This is a genomic window from Microseira sp. BLCC-F43 (assembly GCF_041929235.1).
Lineage (GTDB): Bacteria > Cyanobacteriota > Cyanobacteriia > Cyanobacteriales > Aerosakkonemataceae > Microseira.
In genome coordinates this window covers 1-2,617 of the sequence record NZ_JBHFNP010000297.1, presented here as the reverse complement: position 1 = coordinate 2,617, position 2,617 = coordinate 1, and the positions used below count along the sequence as shown (strand labels likewise).

1 protein-coding gene is annotated in these 2,617 nt (G+C 49.5%); it reads left to right on the top strand.

Annotated elements, in window-relative coordinates; translation table 11 throughout:
- Nucleotides 1–407: 407 nt before the first annotated feature.
- Nucleotides 408–2,617 (top strand): filamentous hemagglutinin N-terminal domain-containing protein (locus ACE1CM_RS39530; protein WP_374884489.1); only part of this gene is annotated, 2,210 nt, incomplete at its 3' end.

Below are 2,617 nucleotides of genomic sequence, written 5' to 3'. Positions count from 1 at the left end.
CATCAATGCACAAGGTCAGGTGGAATTGGTGGCTGATGCTGCTAGTGGCAGCAATTCTTGGGTTTCCCCTACCAACTGTCAGACACTGCCACTATCATCATCGGGTTTACGCAATCCTTAACGACACCTAATATCATGTCCGCGAGAGATCGGTAGTGTATCGATGGCTAATTGCTAATTGCGAGCTTTTCAATTGCCTCCAGCTCAGCCATTAGCGATTAGCTATTAGCAGTTACACAACCGTTGCCAGAGGACATGATATAACGCACAATCGGCGGTTTTCACCGATAACCGTTGAATATACGGGAGCTGACACCAGGGTAATTACTGATGAGGTTGGCGCAAGCAATTGCATAAACTACTGCAACAGTCAAATCGCAATTAGTAGAAGTGGTGCAGGTATAGTGATGAAGCTATGGTGTTTGCAGGGTGTGGCGCTTTGCCTAACGGCAGGCGGCGCATACGCATCGAGCCTATTATGTTCAATGCCAGTGGCAGCGCAAATTACCCCGGATGGCAGTGTGGGGACGACGGTGACGCCAAATGTTGAGATTAAGGGAGTGGGGAGCGCAGTTATCGACGGCGGCACAATTAGAGGCGCTAATTTATTCCACAGCTTCAGCCAATTCCATATTCAAAACGGCAGGGGAGCCTACTTCACCAACCCAGAGGGAATTACCAACATATTCAGTAGAATTACAGGCAATAATCCATCCCAGATCAACGGCATTTTGGGAGTATTAGGTAATGCCAATCTATTCTTACTCAACCCCAATGGCATTATTTTTGGCCCGAATGCCCGATTAGATTTGAACGGTTCATTTATTGGGACGACTGCTAACAGCATTCGTTTTGCCGATAGAGTGGAATTTAGCGCCACGAATCCCTCGACATCACCGTTGCTGACGGTGAGTGTTCCGATTGGCTTGCAGTTTGGGCCAAATCCGGGCAGAATTACCGTGCAAGGGAGCGGACATCGCATCACCGGCGGAGTCTTTGACCCCATAAATCGCAGCAATAATCCCATCGGGTTACAAGTCAGAGCAGGGAATACCCTGGCGCTGATTGGCGGTGAGGTGAACTTCTCTGGTGGCATTGCCGCAGTGGATGGTGGCGGACATCTGGAAGTAGGCAGCGTCAGCGATGGGGAGGTCAGAATCAATCCTACTCTGGCGGGATGGGTGGGAGATTATTCAGCAGTGCGGCAATTCAACAATATCCATCTGGCACAACAATCCCTGCTCGACGCGAGCGGCAGTAGTGATTCGATCCAATTACAAGGACGGAATATTAGTTTAACTGAAGGTTCTGCTGCTTTGATCCAAAACTTGGGTGTGCAACCATCTGGGGGAATTACAGTTAATGCCACGGAGTCGCTTAACCTGACGGGGAATACACCCGATAGTAGTCAGGGTAGTCTAATCAGAATTGAGAATTTAGGGACAGCTCAGACGGGCGATATTACCATCAAAGCAGCGCAGCTATCCGTGCAAAATGGAGGACAAATCTGGAATCTGGCGTTTACTGAAGCACCTGGTGGTAATATTGTAGTCAATGTCGCAGACTCGATTGATGTCGATGGTTTTGCCCCCGCCAATCCAAGCGTTACGTCCGCGATCTTCACTATCGCAAGGAACTCCGGCAACGCAGGTAATATTACAGTCTCGACTGATAAGCTGAGACTTCACAATTCTGGCAATCTTAGCTCTACAACTGTAGGTTCTGGACAGGCGGGAACGATTCGGGTCAATGGGAAAGACTCGATCGAAATCGCTGGCAATCACCCCATCACCTTGACACCGAGTGCAATCGTTTCAGCAACGAGCGGTTCTGGAAATGCCAACAACACCTCGATCAATACGTCCAGATTAGTCGTTCGAGATGGTGGATTGCTAGGGTCTAGCAGTCTCGCTGCGGGTTCAGCAGGTAGCGTGACGATTAATGCTTCCGAATCTGTGGAGGTCACAGGTCGAGCTACCGGATCGATCCTACCTAGCCGCATTGCCTCATTCGCAGAGATTACCGATCCCGCTTTTCAAGCTGCCTTTGGACTTCCTGCCATTCCCAGCGGTGATTCGGGTTCTCTCACGATTAACACACCGTCGTTACGCATTGCAGATGGAGCATATGTCAGCGTCAAAAATGATGGTCCCGGTAGAGCAGGAGATTTGCGGATTAACGCCAACTCGATTTCCCTTGACAACCAAGGCAGCATCACCGCATCAACGGCTTCGGGAAATGGGGGAAATATTCGCTTAAACCGGCAACAAAACCTGCTGATGCGTCGCAATAGCCTAATTTCAGCCACTGCTCTTGGCAATGGTAATGGTGGCAACCTATCGATTAACGCACCAGTCATTGTTGGTTTAGAAAACAGCGACATCGTCGCCAATGCCGTCCGAGGCAACGGCGGCAATATTCAAATTAATACCCAAAGCATCTTCGGTTTGGCAAATCGCCCCCAACTTACCCCTAATAGCGACATCACCGCCAGTTCTCAATTTGGTCTTTCCGGCACAGTTACTATTACCAACCCAGAGGTAGATACTCACTCTTTTCTAGTGGAATTGCCACAAAATCTGCTTGACACGAGCGAGCAAATTACCACGGGTTGTGC